Origin of the sequence: Paenibacillus pedocola, assembly GCF_031599675.1 — a bacterium.
Taxonomy (GTDB): domain Bacteria; phylum Bacillota; class Bacilli; order Paenibacillales; family Paenibacillaceae; genus Paenibacillus_AQ; species Paenibacillus_AQ pedocola.
The window spans coordinates 5,672,893-5,692,364 of the sequence record NZ_CP134223.1; the positions used below are offsets into that span (position 1 = coordinate 5,672,893).

The following is a 19,472-nucleotide window of genomic DNA, read 5'->3' on the forward strand; positions in this document are numbered from 1 at the left end:
GTGTCAGTCCCCTCCCACTAAATGATTGACGGTACGGAACAAATCCCGGTTATACGACACAACCTCGGTAAGATCATCCGCGGACAATCCGTCGCTTCCGGAAAAATGTACAGAAAGGACATGCTTTTCACCTAAAGGATAGCATAGGATATAGACCTCCGCAACTTCCGTACGCTGAAAAAAGGTCCATTCCTTGCTCATAAAAGCATCCAGCACACCCGGACGTTTCCCCTGTTCCGCTTCATACAGCGACAACGGGTAGACATGTCCCCGGCCCACATTCCCGCCGACTTGCATCAGTCCCTCTCCCTCACGGGCCTGCCACATGGCGGCGCCCATCACCCGGCAATGCTTCGGCGGCAGAAAAGAATTGCGGACCGCTTCACTGAGCGCCTGATATTGCAGTTCTCCTTCAGGGGCAGCCACATTACTATTATATTGCCAAAAGAAGTGAAGGATACTTTCTTTTCGCCTAAGCTCATGCTTTAACTGCTCCAGCTCCTTCTGCGGATCACGGTAGCCCCCCTGCTCCTGAATGCTGTCAATGATCTTGCCGCAGCTTACATCTACGGCCGCCACCGGATTCTCATGCTGCCATTCATATTCCAGCGGAGTGAGGCCGGATAAATCCGACAACAGATGATATTCCTCGATGTTCTCTCCCGGAATTAAATCTTTGCGGACCGGCACCCGATCCGGCAGCAGGCAGAAGACACGGCTGCGCCGCAGCCTCGCCCAGAACAGGCCCATTTCAAACTGTGTATTATCACGGGTCACATAATAATATTTGCCGCGGATTCTGGCTACATCGTCCGGAGAGAACACGAAGACGGCAAAATCGCTCTCATCCAGGTTCCGTTCGAGTGCTTCCATTGTATATTCATTCGCTCGGAAGGCATTGGCATACCATGGATTCACCTGGGCCTCCCGCTTCAGCTGCTCATGTATCGCCCTGGCGTAACGGATAGATTCTCTGGAAGATCCAATGAATAGTTTTGGTCTGGTCACGGCGGCGCTCCTTTGTCAGTTTCCCCATGCTGTAATAATTATACAGCCCTTTTCTATCTGGGAACAGAGCCCCATTTCCTTAGATTTTAATAAAATCCTGTTCTTCTGCCGATGAAACGGGTAATAGGATTTTATACCACCCTGAAACGAGGCTTCTTATGAACAAAAGAATACATATTGCAGTACTGGCAGCCGGCCTCCTGATTGGAGGCTTGCTCCAAAGCACCCGTGTGGACGCAATGGCGTCTTATACGGCGAAGGTCTATACCAGTTCTCTTATCGTCCGCAGTGAGCCGGCCGCCGGTGCTTCAGTTGTCGGATCTTTGAAGAGCGGCACCACAGTAACAGTTACCGATGAGCAGCATGGCTGGATGGAGATACGCTCCGGATCCGTAAGCGGCTGGGTGGCAGGTTATTATCTTAAAAAGACTACAGGAACCGCGGCGGCCTCCTTGTCTTCTGCCAAGACAACCTCCGGCAGCAGTTCTGCAACTGTAACCGCAGATTCCCTGCGGATCAGGGGAGGTCCGGGAATCGGCTACCAGGTGGTAGGCTCCCTTAAGGCCCAGGATACCGTAACCGTTCTGCAGCGCGAGGACGGCTGGGCCCGGATCCGGACAACCGGCGGGGAGGTCGGCTGGGTATCAGCGCAGTATATTGCCAGCGGAAGCGCCTCAACCGGGAGCAGCAAGGCCAGTTCGGTCTCAAGTACAAGCTTCAGCTCTTCAGGCCGGATCAGCGGCAAACTGATCGTCATTGATCCCGGGCATGGCGGAAGCGATCCGGGCATGCTCGGCACGACTTACAACACAATGGAGAAGGATCTTACTTTGCAGACGGCCTTTTATGTACGCGATTATCTGATAGCAAGAGGAGCGCGGGTGCAGATGACGCGGACCTCTGATCAAAAGCCCACCCTCGCCCGGAGAGTCCAGATCGCCGCCACGCTGAACGCCGATGCCTTTGTCAGCATCCATTACAATTCCTCGCCGAAGAATGTATCCGGTACACTGACCTTCTTCTACTCTGAATCGGATGACCTGCGGCTGGCCCGGGCCATTGAGACCCGGCTTGGACAAGGCATTGGCCTGAAGAGCAATGGTTTATCTTACGGCAATTATCATATCCTGCGGGAGAATACCCTTCCGGCTACACTTGTGGAGCTGGGGTTTCTCAGCAATCCTTATGACGAAGCGATTGTCCGCACTTCTGCCTACCAGAAAAAGGCAGCCAAGGCCATTGCCGAGGGACTGGCTGATTATTTTAAAAAGTGACCCCCTGCGACCGCAAGCCGTGCTTAGCTCACTGCTTGCGGTATTCGCGCGGCGTCTGTCCGGTCGCTTTTTTGAATACCCGGCTGAAATATTTCTCATCCTCATAGCCGACCAGCTCCGAGATTTGCGACAGCCGGAGATTGGTGTTCTGCAGCAGCGTCTTGGCTTTATCTATTCTCAGGCCCGTTAAATAATCTGACAGGTTCTCGCCGCTGATCTGCTTGAACTTGCGGGACACATTCTCCCGGCTGATAAAAAACCGCTGCGCAATATGCTGAAGCGTCATGTCCTTAGCATAGTTCTGATCCAGATATTCCCGGATCTCCTGCACAAGCCGGCTGTCGGGTGGCTGGGGGCTTTCCTGTGATAAACGCTGCAGCAGCGCCTTCATCCCATCCCGCCAAAGCCGGGCGGAGAATAACCCCTCATGATCGTAGCATAGCTCGAAATGGATCTCCGCCTCCGGCCGCCAGCGCTGCAGAGCCTCGGCAATCTCTTTCTGAAGCCGCAGTAACCGGCTCTCTGTAAGTACAGGCAGACCGGCCAGCTGAACCGACCACTCCTCCACTACCCGCTCCATTTTGTCCAGCTCACCCGAGAGGACTGCTATGTTCAGCTTCTCCAGCTGCGTTTCGAAGGCGTAGTCTTCTACAGATCCACTCTCGTTGAAAATCTCCCGGTACAAGTGAATCCGCCCTTCCCGCTGCAGCAGATTCCGCTCGTTCAGCCCCTGCCGTGCCTGGTGAAAAGCCGTTTGTATCCCCTCGGGGAACTCACAAGCATAACTGAGTCCAATATCCATCAGCACTCCATAGGTCTGCTTAATCGACCCGTTGATCCCCCGCATCAACTCTTCCGCCTCCGAAACCGCTGACCAGAGGAGAACAACAATCTCTGCACCGGCCTGCCAGCTGCGGAAGGCGATGCCGCTCTGCTTCGATGCAAGCACCTCATTACAGACATTCACCAGCACAAAGGAGGTCAATCCCACATCACCGTGAAATCTCTGCAGCAGCCGGCAGTCTGCCCCCTGGAGAGAGAGCACCGCTATTCTGCATTCTGCGGCAAACAGCGGCATACCCAGCTCTTCGCTTAGGGAATGCTTCAGCTCCTGAAAGGACACCTGTCCTGCCACCAGATCGGAGAGCATCTTATCCCAGTAGAGCGGCCGCAGCACATTCAGCTGCATACTCTGGCGCAGGGTCTGCTGCCGCTCCGCCTCTTCCTCCTGCCACAGCTGAAAAGCATGCTCCGCCGCGGCGATCAGCTGCTTGCTGTTGAGCGGCTTCAGCAAATAATCCGTCCCCCCGTAGACAATCGCCGGCTTCACATAGTTGAAATCCTGATAGCCGCTGATGACTATGGTCTTCGTATTCGGATAATGCGTATGCAGCCATTCCAGCAGCTCTGCGCCATCCATCAGCGGCATGCGCATATCCGTGAATACAATCTCCGGCTGCTGCTCCTGCATAATCGCGATCGCTTCCTGCCCGTTAGTCGCTTCGTAAATGCCGGCAATCTGATGCTTCTCCCACGGCACAAAATAGCGGATCGCCTCCCGCACATGCTTCTCATCGTCTACTATCAGCACCTTCATTGTTTGCCGCTCCTTTGTGTAAGTGATCGGTAGTGTGTTTCTATTGCACTTTCTGCAGCAGATGTCTCCTTAATCAGCCAAGAAAATTAAATCTATTGTAGTTAGTACAGTAGAATCTTGGGCATCAGCTGTTTTTGCCCCATATTCCCGGATTCGGCTGCACAGAATACAACAGAATGGAATTAGCCTTCGTTTGCTAAGCAATCTATTGTACAAAATACAATCAGGTAACACACCTATTCTTGTTACCGGTTTAGCTTCACCATATTAACCTAGCTGCCCAGAGGAATTACCAGCGTAACGGTAACCCCCTGGCCCTCACTGCTTTGCAGCAGCAGCTGTGTCTCGCCGCTCAGCTGCAGCCGCAGCCGGGCCAGCACATTGTACAGGCCGATTTCTTCGTACTCGCCCTTGCCGCTATGCTCGAGACTGGCGGTGATTTCCTCCAGCCGCCCGCGGGGCATGCCCTTGCCGTTATCCTTGACGGCAAGAATCAGCCTGTCCTGCTCATCAAGCGTGCAGGAAATAGTAATTAACGCGCCGCGGACTCCATCCTCGAACCCGTGCTTAAAAATATTCTCGACGATCGGCTGCAGGATCATCTTAGGCACGACAATGTCGAGGGCAGCCTCATCGGTATCGATATCCAGCTGCAGATTGTCTTCCCCGAAACGCTCGGTTTGCAGGATGACGTAATTCTGCACATGCTCCAGCTCATCGCGCAGCGGTACCTGCGTCCGTTCGGTATTCATCGAATAACGCATCATGCTGCCAAGGGAATAGATGAGATCGTACACCTTTGGCGCATTATAGCGCAAGGACAGACTGGCAATCGACTGCAAAGCGTTGTAAAGGAAATGCGGATTAACCTGGGCCTGCAGCGCCTTCAGCTGATTGGTCTTATTGGCCAGCTCAAGCTTATATTCCTTGACGATCAGATCGTTGATCGTGCGGGTCATGCCGGTGATTTTGCGGGTCAGCAGGCCAAATTCATCCTCACGGTCGGCATCCATGTGGGCATCCAGCTGGCCGATCTGCACCTTCTGGGTGAAGGAGATCAGCTTCTTGATCGGCCTTGTGAAGCCGATGGAGATCACCACCGCGACGATTCCGCCCAGAATCAGGAACAGCACGCCGATACCAGTATTGAACCGGGTAATGACCTTTGCATCGGCGTACAAATCCTCGTAAGGCACCAGCTTGATAATATTACCCTTGAACAAGGGAGCGTCAATATGCCGGTACAATACAATTCCCTCGAAACCGTCTTTGTCCCAGGTGAAATGTCCGCTCTCTCGGCTGCCGGGAAGCCGGCTCCAGCCGGCCGATACCTGCTTCCCGATCCAGTCAGGATCAGATGCAAACAGCGCCTGTCCCTGTTCGTTCAACACATACAGGCGTTCTGTATCCGAATTGTACATCGATTTGGCAATCCCCTCCAATTCAGAGAGCCGGTAATCGATCGACAGATCAGCCAGCACATCGGCGCTGGGTGTACGGTAGAGCGGAAAATGGGCCGAGAAGACAGGAACTGTCCCTGATTTCAAATTCGGGAACCGGGACTTCATTCCGTATTGGTGATCCATATGGGTTACCTCTATAAAAGGCCGGTAGGTTCCTCCCGGAACCGCCGGCGGCACATATTTGTCCGATTCCCGGCGGAACAACCCGCCAAGCAGCAGATTCGACTGCTTCGCCGCTCTGACATACAGATGAATCTGAAATGTGTTCTGATCGGAGAGGAACAGGTTGTACATCTGGGTAGAGATAATCGCCCGGGTATCCGGTGCAGCCGTGCCTGCGGGCAGATCACCCGGATCTTTTGCCGTAAGCAGACTCGTATAAAAGGAGCTGGGCACATTAATTCCGCTGTACAGCGACAATGCCCGCTGGTTCATCCCGCTGAAATAGCTGCTGAGATTAGCTTCCCCGAGTGTCAGCAGCTTCGTATTCTGCTTCACGGACTGCTCGGTCACCGACTGCTTGGTGTAGAGATATGAGAACGTGACGGAGATCCCCGACGGGATCACCGAAGCCAGCAGCACAAGCGCCATCAGCCGGGTGCGGATGCTGTTTCTGAACATAACGGCCCCTCCTAAAAGTTTTGCGGAACATCCGCTTCATGGAATAATCTTTACAGCAAAACTTGCTTCGTAAGCATAATCTTAAGTTTTGTGGAACATTCGCTTCATTGAATTATCTTTGCAGCAAAACTCGCTTCGGAAGCATACGCTTAAGTTTTGCGGAACATCCGCTTATTTTTACGAACGCTGCCATATTAGTGGACACCATCTCGCAACGACAGCATACACCGAGTTTCGTGCGGGGCGCTACTGTGAATTTTTGACGCTGTGAAATTAGTCTGCTGCAATATAATCCACTTTTATGATCATCAAATTGAGTGTTGGAGAGACGCGGGGCTTTCTATAATGAAGCCATGAACCTGTAGAATAACTAGACAAAGGAGATTCCATATGAGAAAAGCTCTGCAGCTTAAACGGGGATGGGGCCAGCAAATTGTGTTCCTCGGACCCTGCCTGCTCTTTTTCCTGACCATTGTGGTCACGCCATTTTTTCTCGGCTTCTATTACTCCTCCACAGACTGGAACGGGCTGGATCTGGACAAAGCGGTCTGGACCGGCGCGGCCAACTGGAAACGGATTTTTCTGAATGATGATAAGTTTTGGGAATCCCTGCTCTTCACCCTGCGCTTCACGGTGGTGTCCGTAGTTGCCGCCAATGCACTGGCGCTGCTGCTGGCCTTCCTGCTGATGACGACACTGAAGACCAAAAAGGTGCTGCGGACGATTTTCTTCATGCCTAACGTAATCGGCGGCATTCTGCTCGGGTATATCTGGCAGTTTATTTTCACCAAAGGCTTCGCCACCATCGGAGAGATTACCGGCATTTCGTTCTTCCAGCTGCCATGGCTGGGCACACCAAGCACCGGCTTCTGGGGACTCGTCATCGTGTTCGTCTGGCAGACCGCCGGCTATATGATGGTAATCTATATCGCTGCACTGGCCGGAATTCCGAAGGATCTGATCGAAGCAGCCCGGATTGACGGCGCCCGCGCCCCGCAGCTGTTCCGAAGCGTCTATGTTCCATTGATTATGCCGGCTATCACCATCTGCCTGTTCCTGACTACCTCTAATGCATTTAAAATGTTCGACCTCAACCTGTCGCTGACCAAAGGCGGACCGGGAACCTCCACCCAGTCGCTGGCCTATAACATCTACGCAGAAGCGCTGATCAACAACCGTTACGGACTTGGCACCGCCAAGGCACTGCTGTTCTTCGTTGCTGTATCGCTGATTACGGTCACCCAGGTATGGATCACTAAACGGAAAGAGGTGTCGGCATAATGGATACCAGCAGATACCGCCCGAAAAATTTCATTCTGGAGATATTCGCCATCCTTCTGGCGCTCGTCTTCCTGTCACCGTTCTATCTGGTGCTGAGCAACTCTGTCAAAAGCCTCAAAGAAATTCTGCTCGATGCCGCTTCCATCCCGGCAATCTTTCATTGGGATAATTACTCCAAGGTCTGGGATGCGATCGATTTTCCGCAGGCGTTCTGGAATTCTTTATCGATTACGATTCTGAGCGTTATCTTTATCGTACTGTTCAGCTCCATGGCTGCGTACCAGATTGTCAGAAGACCGTCGCGCTTCAACAGCTTTGTGTTCCTGCTGCTGGTGTCGGCGATGATCATTCCCTTCCAGTCGCTGATGCTGCAATTGGTGCGTGTTACCAGTATTCTGGAGCTGCGCGGTGAACTGTATGGGATTGTGGCCTGCTATCTCGGCTTCGGTATGCCGCTGTCGGTCTTCCTGTTCCACGGCTTCATTAAAAGTGTGCCTTATGAGCTGGAGGAAGCGGCCCGGGTGGACGGCTCGAACCCGTACGGCGTGTTCTTCCGGATTGTTTTCCCGCTCCTGCTTCCGATCATTGTTACAGTCATCATTCTGAACACCCTGTGGATCTGGAATGACTATCTGCTGCCGGTACTGGTTATCGGAGGGAATAAGGATTTGACTACTCTGCCTGTGGCCGTAACAAAATTCTTCGGTCAGTACACCAAGAAATGGGACCTCGCGCTGGCCGGACTGGTGATGGCGATCCTGCCCATTCTGCTGTTCTTCCTGTCGCTGCAGCGTTATATTGTGGAAGGTGTAACCGCCGGCTCCGTCAAAGGATAACATGCTCTGCAACAATATCCACTTTTTCGAGCAAAATATTAAGTGTAAGTCGATTCTCAGATGCTATACGATCTAGTTGTAGGAACCAGAGACCAGGGAGGTTATTCTATGAAAAGAAAATCCGCATTCCTTATCGCAACCGCTTGCACCATGATGATCGCAGGCTGCGGCAACGGCGGCAATAATAATTCCGGGAGCAATGAAGCTGCCACGAATGCGCCAAAAGAGTCAGCAGCGGCTGAAGCAACAGCAGCTCCTGCCAAAGATGTGACGATCAAAATGTTCCAGTTCAAGGTCGAAATCGCTGAACAGCTGAATGCGCTGGCCGAAGAATATGAGAAGGAAACCGGCGTCAAGGTAGAAGTGGAAACGCATGGCGGCGGTGAAGACTACGGCGCTTTGCTGAAGGCGGAAATTGCTTCCGGCTCTGAACCGGAAATTTTCAACAACGGCGGCTATACAGCCCTGGTCCCTTATATGGATCGTGCTACGGATTTGTCCGACCAGCCTTGGGCGGCTAATCTGATTCCAACCTCCAAAACTCCGGCCACAGTCGACGGTAAGCTGTACGGCATGCCGATGAACGTTGAAGGATACGGTCTTATTTATAACAAGGACCTGTTTGCCAAAGCCGGGATTACCGAAGAGCCTAAAACCCTGTCCCAGCTGAAGGATGCTGCTGCCAAGCTCAAAGCCGCCGGCATCACTCCGTTCGAAGCTACCAATGAGTGGTGGTCGATGGGGATTCACCTGGTTAACGTAGGTCTGGCCCACCAGCCTGATCCGAAGAAATTCATCGAGGATGTCAAAGCAGGAACCGCGACCATTAAAGGCAATGCCGTATTCGAGCAGTGGCTGGATCTGGTTGACGTGATCTTCGACAATGCCCAGGACAACAAAATGACAACCGACTATGCTACACAGGTTGCAGAATTCGCCTCCGGTAAAGCAGCAATGATGATGCAGGGTAACTGGACGCAGGGCGATATCGATAAAATCGATCCGGCGCTGAACCTGGGCCTCCTCCCTCTGCCGATCAGCGATGAAGAAGGTACGATTCTCGTCGGTGTGCCGAACAACTATATCGTGAACAGCAAATCCGCGCATCCGGAAGAAGCCAAAGCGTTCCTGAACTGGCTGGTGACTTCGGAAACCGGCAAGAAATATATCACTCAGGAATTCAAGTTTATCCCGGCTGAAACGGACATTACAGCAGACGCTGCTGACATCGGCCAGGTTGCTGTAGCTGTACAAGAGAAATCCGACACCGCCCTCGGCTGGAACTGGGATATGTTCCCTGACGGCGTGACCCAAGGCTTCGGCGCTGCTATGCAGGAATACCTGGGCGGACAGGTTGACCGCGATCAGCTGCTTGAGAAGCTGGATAAAGCCGTGCAGGATATTGTGAAGCAATAATTCACCTGAGTATATAAAAAGAACCTTCAAACCCGGCGGGAAGCGGGATTGAAGGTTCTTTTGTTGTGGCCGCTGGTGCTTAGAGAACCGGCTGTTAGTGCTTTTACACGTGCCTGCCAGTGCTTGAATACTCAGCGACGATTATGTGAATAGCATATGAGGGTTGGAAGTATCTAAGTGGAAATAGTCCACCTCATCTTATGAATTTTGCGGCTTTAGAAACTTTAGGTGGAATGAATCCACTTCCATTAGCGAAAATTCTCTATAGGAGCGAAAATCGGCCGTATCGGAAATGTTAGCAGGAGTTTTTCCAGCTAATCTGATTTATTCTGCGTAAAATGCGATATTAGTGGGAGTATATCCACCTTAGATGAACATCTCCAAAATCAGGAACAGGTTCAGCGACACCACCAGCGCCGAGATGATCCAGCCGAGAATAGTGGTTATCTTGTGGTTGACCAGCCCGTTCATAATCTGGCGGTTACTGGTGAAGATCACCAGCGGAATTAAGGCAAAAGCAATCCCGAAGGACAGGATAACCTGACTCATAACCAGAGCACTTGTTGCATTAATGCCGAACGCGATAATCGCCAGCGGAGGAAGGATGGTTATCGCCCGCCGCAGATACAGATTGATTCTTTTATTGATGAAGCCCTGCATGACCACATCTCCGGCCATCGTCCCCACAGAGGAGCTAGACAGTCCGGCAATCAGGAGGCCGAGGCCAAACGAGATTGCGGTAACCGGCCCGGCCAGCTGGCGGAACTGTTCGAAGGCGACATCCAGATCTTCTACCACCAGCCCGTTTTTGAAGAATAAAGCAGCAGCTACAATCACCATCGCCATATTTACTGCACCGGCAATCACCATGGCAATCACAATATCGATCATTTCCCATTTAAAAATCTGTTTCTTCTCTTTATCGTTGGCTCCGACCACACGGCTCTGCGTCAGCGAGGAATGGAGATAGATCGCATGCGGCATGACGGTTGCGCCAAGAATACCTGCTGCCAGCAGTACGCTGTCCACACCCTGGAATCCCGGAGTGAAGATTCCGGCAACAACAGCCCCAGCATCCGGCTTCGCCATAATGACCTGGAACGCAAAGGCCAGGACGACGACCATTACCATAGCGGCAATCCCGGCTTCAAGCGTCCGGTAGCCGCGCCGCTGCAGCTCCAATATGGCGAACGAACCGGCTGCAGTAATCAAAGCGGCAGGCAGCATCGGAATGCCGAACAGCAGATACAGTCCGAGTGCCGCCCCGATAAACTCCGCTAAATCCGTAGCGATAATGACCAGCTCGCTTTGGATCCACAGGAAGATCGCTGCGCCCTTCGGGAACCTCTCCCGCGCCACCTCTGGCAGATTCTTGCCTGTAGCAATCCCCAGCTTGGCGGATAATGCTTGAATCAGTACAGCCATCAAGTTCGATGCGGCGATTACCCATAAGAGCAAGTAGCCGTATTTCGAGCCTGCTGTAATATTCGTGGCGAAATTCCCAGGATCCAGATAAGCCACCGAAGCAATAAATGCCGGGCCTAAGAATGGAAGCAGCCGTTTCAGGCCTCTGACATCTCCGTTTAGTACAGCTTGCGCCGAAGTCTTATTTTTATGAGTTTTTATTATTGCAGGTGTCTCCACCGCTGTTTGCTCCATCATGTTAAACCCTCCTCTAACCCAAAAAGTTGTCTCCCTACACGAAAGTTTCCCGTATGCAACTTTTACTTTGTATTCATTATAATCTGCCGAATGAAAAATGTAAATGTAATTTCCATGCATTTCTTTCTTTCATTCCTATTATCATTTAACTCCATTCCAGCTCCGGCAATCACTATTGTGCTTTCTTAATTGTATGTGCAACAGCTACGCGGAGTGAGCCGTTTAGTCTGGATGTTTTTTGAAGGGAAAACCGCCAACAGATAAAAGTCCGGTTTCGCACAAAAAGACGGGATCCAGGGTTACCCCTGTCTCCCGCCTCTGCTATAGCTCCGTTTGTGTTTATTCCGCTTACTTTGTAATGCCTTGATTAGCCTTCGCTGAGTGCAGCCAGCAGATCCAGTGCTTCCTCATGCTCCGGTTCCAGGACGAGGGCACGGCGCGTATAATCCAGCGCACCTGCATCGTCCTGCAGCTCATAGCAGCAAATAGCCAGACAGTAGAGCACTGTTACGACCGGCTCCTCATCGCTCTCCTGCAGCGAACGTTCCAGGAACCAGCGGGCTTCCTTGTACTGGTCCATTTCGAACAGCACCAGTCCGCTGTCCAGGGCCAGATCATATTTCTGCGGCATCGGATAATAGCCGTTCCACATTACCTGTATGCCCAGCTGAAGATCAATCAGCTCCTCATCATTGGCATCGGGCAGCAGGGCCGAAATCCGCTCTGCACTCTGGATGAACAGCTCGGCATCGTATCCGCCCAGACGCCAGAAGCCCAGCAGCGCCTGCAGGCCGATCGAGTCGTAGTTCTGGTCAACCCACATCTTCAGGCTGAAGAAGTCATCCGGTCCGAAGCGCTCGACAAACCGCCGGTAAGCCAGCCGCGTCTGCACATGGGCCTGCGGGTCCTTCAGCATTAGAATACAACCGACATTCAGGTTCTTGTAATGATGCGGGGTGAACAGCGACAAGGCACCCTTTTGCTCAAAATAGTACTGCATCGCGTGATAATTGGCGGTCAGCGAAATACTTCCGTGGTGCATCAGCTTCGGTGGATCGGCAAATTTCCAGTTCTCCAGCCGGTGATCACCCTTATCGGCAGTCAGCAGCACAAAACCTGCCCCGGACAGCTTGTCCAGCCGCTCCATACAAGCCAGCGCCGCAGCCGGAAACAGAATATGGGTATCCTCCAGATTCTGCTGATAGTGCGAAATTACCTCATGATACGGGTAAGCCTGCTCTTCATAGCCGGCTGCACGGCTGTAATGGTATTCCGGTACGATCTCTTTGAGCACCTGGGAAGTGGTCAGGTCAGCGGCATTGTCCGGGTAGCGCAGGGACACCTCGCAGTCAAATATCTTGCCTTCATCCACATACAGCAGCTCCTGCTGAATACTGTCGAAGAAGTAATTCGCGATGACCAGCAGCGGCTGCTTCAGATCGCCGGGCCGGATTACTGTGCCGCTCCCGATAAGCTTCAACTCTCCATCAGCCACAGCATCAAACTGTGCAAAATCAAGGATTCCCTGTTCTACAAAAGGAACCAGCCCGGGATGCTGCTGCCATCCGGTTATATTTTTGAGCGGAAGGTCGCTCATGACATATTTGAACGGAGGCAGGGCTATACCCGCATATTCAATCAATTCAGTTAGCTTCTGCAATACATGGAATGCAAGGCGGCCTGCCCCCGCTCCCATCTCCAGGATGATAACCGGCTCCTCCGGTTCCCCCTCAGCAGTCCGGTCCTGCAGAAATCCGAGGATCATCTCCGCATAGGCAGTTCCGATCATCGGGTTGCTGGTAATATATTGCGGCACCTGATCATTCGTCCAGGCCTGCATCCCGAGCTGCTCATAATAACTGCGCTGCAGCTCCCAGAACGGCGCCTCACTGAAGCGGTAGCGTTGTTGTTGTTGTTCATCTGTTGTCATCTGTGTTTGAACCTGCTCTCTAATAATCTTGGAAGCATATTTACTTCGTATGCGAACGGAAAATAACATATTCCGCCTCTGTAGGCACATTAAAGGTAAAGGAGGAGGCCCCGGCTGTTACCGTCTTGGCTTCTGGCCCTATTCCTTTCAATGCCTTGCTGCTGCCTTTGAAATCCACTGCAACCAATTCCAATACTACACTATTTTTGCCCAAAATGAACGGAGCGTTATTCAGTGTTTCTAATAGCAGCTTATATCCGCCGCCTGTAATCGCAGTCTGGTTTAACCGTACCGGAAATAACGGATGTAAATTGTTAAACGTCTCTAGTGTATAGACAAAAGGAACCTGCTGTTGTACAGGCGTATTCTGCGGCAAGGTTACCCCCCGTCTGCCCTGGATAACTCCGGCAAGCTTATTGATCCAGTTCCCCATATTCTCCCAACGGATGGACTTTGAGGTCTCCAGCACCGAGCTCATCGGAACGAACAGCGTCCCTTCCTTCACCTCCGGCTTAACACCAAGCGGCGCTTCAAGACCATTGTCGAATACGGCGTTCATCACTCCGGCTTTCAGTCCGCTGACCGATTGGCCCATAAAAGAAAAGGTATAGCTCTTCTCCGTGGAATTATAAGTCAGTCTTGCACCGATAACATCGGAGAACGCCCGGATCGGCATCATCAGCTTATTGTCCTTGATATAAGGAGCCAGCTTGCCCGGAAACAGTACATAACTGTCGTTAATAAACAGCGGGAGCAGCTGCTCTCCTCTGATCTCTGCGGCGGAAGCCCTGGCGGGCGCGAATGCTGTACCTGCACTTATTGCAGCAACCAGTATGAAGATCAGCAAAGCCCGGACTCTGTGCACGAAATGGTTCATTAGCGGATACCTTCTTCCTATCTATAATATATAAGTATGGACTCCAGCGTGACGTATTGCCGTTCAGCCGGGCTCAATGCTTCCCTTGAGCATTTGTCACTTTTTTCCTGCAACTCTCCCATCTTATAGACTCATGTAAGGCAACAAAAGTTTCGCGGAACCTGAACTTACATAAGAAGTAACCTGTCTGCGGGAAAAAGCGGCATTAATTATTTACGCCGTAAAGTACTAACGGCATGTAGAGTCTCATATTCTGAATTAGGGAAACCAAACCGCTCCTGGAGAGGAGATACCGGTCCGATAGAGCCATCCTGAAGCAGGATTGGAGGAAAGGACCATGAGTACAGATCAGCTTATTGCACTGCTTGTTCTTGTCATTATGATCGTACAGCTTGCCGTCAAGAAGGGGAAATCCTGACGTCACGCCACAAAGCCGGGCAGCCACGGATCTAGGATCCGGGATTGCCCGGTTTTCGTTTTGGGACCACTTATATTTTCCTATTCCTATCATTAGCACTGGAGATCTTCCCACTCTATAGGTCTGCGTGATACTTCAGGTTATCTCACAAAAATACGGATTTGGTCATCACGCGTCCTGTTCAATACACGGTATCCGGCTGGAGCGGCAGTCGCAATTCCATCATTATTCGGCATACAGTAGCTTCCCGGCTGGCAGGTGCCGTCATCGCGGACAAGCAGCTTGCCGAGGATGCCTACCGCGACCCATTCCTCTCTTTCGATACGCGGGATATAGGCCTGTGAAGCGTTCCAGTCGGGATTTAAGACCGGCTCTATTTTGGTTGTAGCGGTGCGGAGCACGTTGCCCGCCGGATCTCTGACCTCCGGAACCTCCACCTCCTGATATAGAATCCGGTCCCACTCATCAGTCACGAACAGCTTATGCCAGCGCAGATCGCTTGAATCCGCCAGGATAGCCGGTCTTGCACTCACTACACCGAGAATATAAGAATCCCCGGAGGTGGCCTTACGGATCTTATCGCCGGCACCGTCAAAGGTAACGAAATATCCAGGCTCCAGCGCTATACCGTCAGCCGTTTCGAACATCTCCGCATAATCGGCCGCTGCCGGGGAAATGACTGTACCATCCAAATACAAATTGCCTGTTGCTCCTTCGATCACTGCAGAATTAAGGCTAGGTCCCACCGTCAGCCCGTTCGCCAGATGCCAGGAGTAGGCAAACCGGGTGGAACCGTTCTGGCCCATAATATGCGCTCCTGTATGATCCGGCATTACCATCGTGTTCTCCCCTTCGGCATGGGAATTCGCCCCAAAGGCCTGAGTCATAAAACCCTCTGCGTGGGAAGCCTGACCATCGGCCGTGGTATTAGCGCCCTCTGCATGGGCATAAGCCCCGCTGGAGACGCTGCTTACACCTTCCGCATGGGCGAACGAGCCGCCGGCCACCGTGTTTGCCCCTTCCGCATGAGCGGCTGTGCCACTTGCGGTCGTGCTATGCCCTTCCGCATGCGAATGATCGCCCAAAGCCTGGGTGCTATTGCCTTCGGCATGAGCCTCCGCTCCGGCTGCCAGCGTCAATGCTCCCTCTGCATGCGTACTATTGCCGGTTGCATGGGTTAAATATCCTTCGGCATGCGATGCTTCTCCACTGGCGGTTGTAGAAGTGCCCTCCGCATGGGCCGTATCGTTCGTTGCCTGCGTAAGATGCCCTTCAGCATGTGCCGCACTGCCGCTGGCAATCGTAGTGCTGCCTTCGGCATGGGCGCTCTCCCCGCTGGCTTGTGTAGAATAGCCTTCCGAATAAGCGGCTGCAGCACCCGCCGTATTTCCTGCCCCATTCTCCACTCCTGATCACCGCTTTCGTCCGTAATACAATAAGCTATGTCCCAAGATGATGGCCAGTAACGGCAAACCGGTCCAAGTGTTCCAAATTGGCGCATTCTCCTATAACTCCAATGAAAGACCACTCATTTCACTTACTAAAGTTGAGAAACAGTAAAAAATATAGTAATATAGATTCATGAAGAAGGAGGCGGATGAAGATGGAGATTGGAATTAGCACATTTTTGGAAACTACACCGGACCCGGTGACCGGCAAGGTAATCAGCCATGCCGAAAGATTGCGTGAAGCGGTAGAGGAGATCGTACTTGCCGACCAGGTCGGGCTGGACGTATATGGAATAGGAGAGCATCACCGCGCCGATTACGCCGGAAGCGCGCCTGCTGTAGTACTGGCTGCTGCAGCGGCGATAACCAAGAACATCCGGCTTACCAGTGCCGTCACGGTACTGTCCTCGGATGATCCGGTCCGGGTCTATCAGGCATTCTCCACCCTCGACGGCATCTCGAACGGCCGGGCGGAGATTATGGCGGGACGCGGTTCTTTTATTGAATCCTTCCCGCTGTTCGGCTACAGCCTGGACGATTATAACGAATTGTTCGAAGAAAAGCTGGAGCTGCTCCTGGCGATCCGCGCCTCCGAGAAGGTAACCTGGCGCGGCGGCCACCGTCCTGCCATCGATAACCTGCCGGTCTACCCGCGGGCTGTGCAGGATCCGCTGCCGGTGTGGATTGCGACAGGCGGAAATCCCGAGTCGGCGATCCGCGCAGGCACGCTTGGCCTTCCGGTTGCGTTCGCCATCATCGGCGGAATGCCGGAACGGTTCGCTCCGCTGGTTAAGCTGTACAAGGAGGCTGCTGTCCGGGCCGGACATAACCCCGACAAGCTGCAGATCGCGACCCATTCCCACGGCTTTGTCGGAGAAACCACAGAGCAGGCTGCTGCCTTGTTCTACCCTTCGACCCAGGCGCAGATGAATGTCATCGGGCGCGAACGCGGCTGGGGCCAGACTTACAACCGTGCCACTTACGACGATGCCCGCAGCCTGCGCGGCGCGCTGTATGTCGGCGATTCCGAATATGTGGCGGAGAAAATTATTTTGCTGCATAAAAATCTCGGCGTGACCCGCTTCTTCCTGCATGTCAACGTAGGCACCATGCCGCACCGTGAGGTCCTGCGCGCCATTGAGCTGCTGGGCACCAAGGTGGCTCCGATCGTACGCAAAGAGCTGGCCCGGGGCTAAGAATTATTAATTACTAACCAAAGAGATGCTCTAATGGCGGTATATCCGGCTCATAGAACATCTCTTTTTTGGCGTTTTATTGGAGCTGTCAAAGAAACGACCGGTCTGTATAGCATTAAAATCCCAAACGTGCTGCTCATAAAATCCCATAATACGCTGTTGACTTGGAGTCGGCTTCCCCTTATATTATGTTTAACCCTAGTTAATTTATTTACTGCGGTTAATTTAATTCTCTGGAGGTCTTCTCATGATAAATAGGCTGGTTAAAGGTCTTGAAACTGTAACGGTTAAGCTTTGGTTGCTGTTTCTATTATTGTCCCAATCTATTTATGCCATCATGCAGAACTATTCTATTCCACGAACAAGCCGAGAGGCTGGTGATCTCTTGATCTTTGATATGAATCCTTTGGGGTATACTTATGAGTATGCGCATAGGTTTCTAACTCAGTTATCTGAAGAAGGCTATACACTCTATCTGCATGTGCAGTTACCCCTCGATATTATGTTTCCTATCCTAAATTGCTTGACTGGATTATCTACTTTCATTTTGTTGATTCGTCTATATAATAAGGTGAAGATTACATCAGCCTTTCCTATATACTCCTCTTTCTCAAAAACCGTATTAGCCCTCCCAATGGCAGCAATGTTATTTGATTACCTAGAGAACATCATGATATTTATGATGCTTTCGTACAAAGCGGCAGTACCCATAAGCCTTGTATATGTTGCAAGTACTTTTACAATTATCAAAAGCATATCAACTGTAGTATTTTATATTGTGGTTATCGCTATCTTACTAGTAAACGGTGTAGCCTGGATTAGAAGCAGGTCCAAGAAGGAGCAAAGAGATGGAGAATTTCGGGATTAGAGAAAAAAAAGCAGCTCTGCTGAGGGTTTCTATTCTGGAGGAGATGCTTCGTCTGCTAAGAATGAAAAGTATTAATGATTTAACCCTTGAAGAACTGTGTTCTAACATTAATACAACTAAAGTAACTTTTTTTAAAAACTTCAGCTACAAAGAACAGGTGTTAGATTACTTTATTTGCAAGTGGCTTTATGATAGAAGTTTTGATATCCACCGCAAAAGGTATCCAGGTGAAGCAGGATTGTATAAAGTATTTCAATCGATTTGTGAGGATACGGTTCCCGGTAAAAAAATCATGATATCACTCATTCAATATTACAGTAAGCTTACCGAAAAACCACCCGCTATCGAGCCTTCACCTTACGAGTATTATCTCTTTAATCAGGAAGCTTTTGAACAACAGGTAGAGCCGCTGAGCCTGCAGCAAGTTTTTAACTACCATCTTTCGGAGATAAAAAAGATACATCCTTCCCAGTATAATGAAGTAGTATCTCAATTATTCGCCTTAATGTATGGAGTACCCATTCAAACGCATATTATGGAACTTGAGAATATGTACCCTTTTTATGAGGCAGGTATCAAGCGGATTATAGGGGAATCGTCCTAAAAAAAGACGCATGGCTTTTGGTGGCGGCGGTATCCTGCTCATAGAACATCTCTTTTTTAGCGTTACTTACGGACGGAGCTGTGCTTCCACCACGTCTCGGTCGAATACGGGCGAAACCCGATGCTGTAGTAGAACTGCTGGGATGAACCGACATACGCCCTTTTCGCCCCGCGTTCTCCGCATCGTCTGACGCCTTCCAGAACCGCAGCCTTGCCTAAACCCTTCATCCGGTACGCCGGATCGGTTGCAACAGGCTCTACCAGCGCATAATCATTCCCGGGCAGATGCCACATCCCGCAGTAAGCAACAAACTGGCCGTCCGGGGCGGCAACGGCAATTTTCAGATTCAGATCCACATGAGGGCCGGAGAGCTCCGTCTGTCTATCCAGCAGATCCTGGATGGCTTCTGGCGCTTCTCCTTCGTGATTGAACCCGCGCCACAACACTTTATTATATTTGTTTAAATCGAACTCATCCGCCAGGCTGACGATACGGTATCCCTCAGGCAAGGTGTATTTCATTAAGGATTCTTCGATGGGGATCACAGCATTACACTCATGTTCCTGCGTGGGTTTTAAACCCAGCCCGGCGGCAATCTGCTGAAAATCACTGTCGGAATCACGGATCAGTACCTGGACTTCCCCGTCTTTTCTTAGCGAGTCTTTGGCATACAGCAGCATTTCCTCCTTCAAAAAAACATAACCGGGGTCCACACTAAACCAGACATTACCGACATTTTGTTCATAGGTAGCGAGTCCCACGATTCTCCCGGCGTCCTCCCAGATCCCGATTTTATGGAGATTCGCTGTATCCAGGAACGGTAAAGAAAACATCCACTCCCAGCGCCCCCACAAAAATCCTTCATTAATAACCTCCGGATCATTCAGCCGGAATAGAAACTCATGAACACGCTGAAACTCCGGAGTAAAACCGGGTACACGGGTATAGGGTTTAAATGATATTGGCATATCCT

15 protein-coding genes are annotated in these 19,472 nt (G+C 51.5%); 7 read left to right on the forward strand and 8 right to left on the reverse strand.

Annotation, left to right across the window (positions count from 1 at the left end; translation table 11 throughout):
• Nucleotides 1-3: 3 nt before the first annotated feature.
• On the reverse strand, nt 4-1,008 hold the full coding sequence (locus QU597_RS25155; protein WP_310830312.1) for a TIR domain-containing protein: 1,005 nt from the start codon (nt 1,006-1,008) through the stop codon (nt 4-6).
• 158 nt (nt 1,009-1,166) lie between these two features.
• Here QU597_RS25155 and QU597_RS25160 point away from each other — a divergent pair, with 158 nt between their 5' ends.
• Nucleotides 1,167-2,282 (forward strand): N-acetylmuramoyl-L-alanine amidase family protein, encoded by a 1,116-nt coding sequence (locus tag QU597_RS25160; protein WP_310830313.1) that lies wholly within the window; start codon nt 1,167-1,169, stop codon nt 2,280-2,282.
• 28 nt (nt 2,283-2,310) lie between these two features.
• Here QU597_RS25160 and QU597_RS25165 read toward each other — a convergent pair whose 3' ends face one another.
• Both QU597_RS25165 and QU597_RS25170 read right to left on the reverse strand, forming a co-directional pair.
• Nucleotides 2,311-3,879: a response regulator gene (locus QU597_RS25165; RefSeq protein ID WP_310830314.1), complete on the reverse strand. Its 1,569-nt coding sequence runs from the start codon at nt 3,877-3,879 to the stop codon at nt 2,311-2,313.
• Nucleotides 3,880-4,151: 272 nt separating this feature from the next.
• On the reverse strand, nt 4,152-5,963 hold the full coding sequence (locus tag QU597_RS25170) for a sensor histidine kinase (protein ID WP_310830315.1): 1,812 nt from the start codon (nt 5,961-5,963) through the stop codon (nt 4,152-4,154).
• Between the two features lie 390 nt (nt 5,964-6,353).
• Here QU597_RS25170 and QU597_RS25175 point away from each other — a divergent pair, with 390 nt between their 5' ends.
• The 3 genes from QU597_RS25175 to QU597_RS25185 all read left to right on the forward strand — a co-directional run bounded on the left by QU597_RS25175 (nt 6,354) and on the right by QU597_RS25185 (nt 9,496).
• Nucleotides 6,354-7,244, forward strand: coding sequence for a carbohydrate ABC transporter permease (locus tag QU597_RS25175; RefSeq protein WP_310830316.1), 891 nt, complete (start codon nt 6,354-6,356; stop codon nt 7,242-7,244).
• Nucleotides 7,244-8,080 (forward strand): carbohydrate ABC transporter permease, encoded by an 837-nt coding sequence (locus QU597_RS25180; RefSeq protein WP_310830317.1) that lies wholly within the window; start codon nt 7,244-7,246, stop codon nt 8,078-8,080. Before QU597_RS25175 ends, QU597_RS25180 begins: the two co-directional genes overlap by 1 nt.
• Before the next feature lie 108 nt (nt 8,081-8,188).
• Nucleotides 8,189-9,496: an ABC transporter substrate-binding protein gene (locus tag QU597_RS25185; protein WP_310830318.1), complete on the forward strand. Its 1,308-nt coding sequence runs from the start codon at nt 8,189-8,191 to the stop codon at nt 9,494-9,496.
• Between the two features lie 366 nt (nt 9,497-9,862).
• On the opposite strand, the gene QU597_RS25190 is transcribed toward QU597_RS25185, so the two are convergent.
• The 4 genes from QU597_RS25190 to QU597_RS25205 form a co-directional block, all read right to left on the reverse strand.
• Nucleotides 9,863-11,155, reverse strand: coding sequence for an Nramp family divalent metal transporter (locus tag QU597_RS25190; RefSeq protein WP_370656283.1), 1,293 nt, complete (start codon nt 11,153-11,155; stop codon nt 9,863-9,865).
• A gap of 370 nt (nt 11,156-11,525) precedes the next feature.
• Nucleotides 11,526-13,088, reverse strand: coding sequence for a tetratricopeptide repeat protein (locus tag QU597_RS25195; RefSeq protein ID WP_310830320.1), 1,563 nt, complete (start codon nt 13,086-13,088; stop codon nt 11,526-11,528).
• A gap of 40 nt (nt 13,089-13,128) precedes the next feature.
• Nucleotides 13,129-13,965, reverse strand: coding sequence for a stalk domain-containing protein (locus QU597_RS25200; RefSeq protein WP_310830321.1), 837 nt, complete (start codon nt 13,963-13,965; stop codon nt 13,129-13,131).
• Between the two features lie 558 nt (nt 13,966-14,523).
• Nucleotides 14,524-15,789 (reverse strand): peptidase G2 autoproteolytic cleavage domain-containing protein, encoded by a 1,266-nt coding sequence (locus QU597_RS25205; RefSeq protein WP_310830322.1) that lies wholly within the window; start codon nt 15,787-15,789, stop codon nt 14,524-14,526.
• Nucleotides 15,790-15,986: 197 nt separating this feature from the next.
• Here QU597_RS25205 and QU597_RS25210 point away from each other — a divergent pair, with 197 nt between their 5' ends.
• The 3 genes from QU597_RS25210 (at nt 15,987) to QU597_RS25220 (ending at nt 18,499) form a co-directional block, all read left to right on the forward strand.
• Nucleotides 15,987-17,027 (forward strand): LLM class flavin-dependent oxidoreductase, encoded by a 1,041-nt coding sequence (locus QU597_RS25210; RefSeq protein WP_310830323.1) that lies wholly within the window; start codon nt 15,987-15,989, stop codon nt 17,025-17,027.
• A gap of 247 nt (nt 17,028-17,274) precedes the next feature.
• The gene (locus tag QU597_RS25215) at nt 17,275-17,895 is read left to right on the forward strand and encodes a hypothetical protein (protein ID WP_310830324.1); all 621 of its coding nucleotides are present in this window, start codon (nt 17,275-17,277) and stop codon (nt 17,893-17,895) included.
• On the forward strand, nt 17,876-18,499 hold the full coding sequence (locus QU597_RS25220; protein ID WP_310830325.1) for a TetR/AcrR family transcriptional regulator: 624 nt from the start codon (nt 17,876-17,878) through the stop codon (nt 18,497-18,499). The genes QU597_RS25215 and QU597_RS25220 overlap by 20 nt, the downstream gene beginning before the upstream one ends.
• Before the next feature lie 62 nt (nt 18,500-18,561).
• Here the strand turns inward: QU597_RS25220 and QU597_RS25225 are convergent, their stop codons facing one another.
• Complete coding sequence (locus tag QU597_RS25225) at nt 18,562-19,467, reverse strand: GNAT family N-acetyltransferase (protein WP_310830326.1); 906 nt, start codon at nt 19,465-19,467, stop codon at nt 18,562-18,564.
• Nucleotides 19,468-19,472: the final 5 nt, after the last annotated feature.